The sequence below is a fragment of the Endozoicomonas sp. ONNA1 genome, assembly GCF_024606325.1.
GTDB lineage: Bacteria > Pseudomonadota > Gammaproteobacteria > Pseudomonadales > Endozoicomonadaceae > Endozoicomonas_A.
Genome location: NZ_JAHHPN010000251.1, coordinates 1 through 1,111 on the forward strand (window position 1 = coordinate 1; position 1,111 = coordinate 1,111).

Genomic DNA, 1,111 nt, shown 5'->3' on the forward strand with positions numbered 1-1,111 from the left:
AAGCAGCATTTAATCAGGGACGAGCAACGGAGCTTATTGATAGGCGGGGACATACTTATTACGCATATTTCCTTGCGAGGCTCGACGGATGGCTCAGCAATTTTGAAGCTGTGCCTATGTTTCAGTGGGATAGCTCCAGCACCTTGAGTAAGTGTGAAGACTTACTTAGCTCGATAGAACAGCTGCCAAATTATTTTCATGAAGAGAAGCAGGTTGGGGCCTTTGCACGCAAGGCTTGCGCTCTTGTTCTTTCAGAAATGAGTATTGAAGCCATTCAACAATCTATTATTGATCACGAAAAAGGTGAACAGCGCCTCTCTTTGCGTTTATACCACCTTTTAAAGGGTATTTGTCGCGCTTTTGAGAAGTCCGCTGAAGTTCAGACTATGCTGGATCAAACAGAACCGTTCAAAGGCTTTCCTTTGGATGAGCTGTACAGATTTTTTATTGATGAGGGACACTGGGAAGAATACGGTTTAGGTCTGTTTTGTTATGAGGATGAGCCTGGGTATGCAGCGGCTATGCTAACTGCCTTTAAAGAAGCCGGTAATATTTTGGCTAATAAACCCCTGGATTACAGTAAGCTTGAAGCTATTCATGAGTTGACTACATCCGATGTTATGTCTGCTCGTGCAGATGTGATTATTAAAGACTTCTCCTGGAACGAAGCGGTCGTTGGTTATGTGAGGGGGCAAAACTTCACAAAGAATGGCTTAATTGAAATAACGAAGTTGGCTAACGAGAACAATTTTCCGAGAATAGAAAGACTCGATCGTTATACATACCAGGTTTTCATTGATTTTAAAGGTCAAAAAGGCATTGAGTTATCCATAAAATATTGCCAGGCCTTTGAGAACAAGTTGCAAGAAATAACTGAAACGGACAGCGAGCTGCGACATGACGCAATTATCCACGCTATTGCTGAACTCTGTCGAAATCTTCAACATACCCACCCTTTTAGAGACGGGAATGCCAGAACTATCGGCTGCATTCTGGTCAATGGACTCCTTCTGCGAGAAGGGCTTTCACCCGCCATTATCGATAATGTTAATAAATTTGATGGCTACAGTGTGGATGAGTTGGTTCTGACCATTAAGAATGGGCAGCAGTC

1 protein-coding gene is annotated in these 1,111 nt (G+C 43.0%); it reads left to right on the plus strand.

The annotated features are described in order from the left end of the window. Positions 1 to 116: 116 nt before the first annotated feature. Positions 117 to 1,111, plus strand: a 995-nt coding sequence (locus KDK19_RS06010; protein WP_257291550.1) for a Fic family protein, incomplete at its 3' end; no start/stop codon positions are given.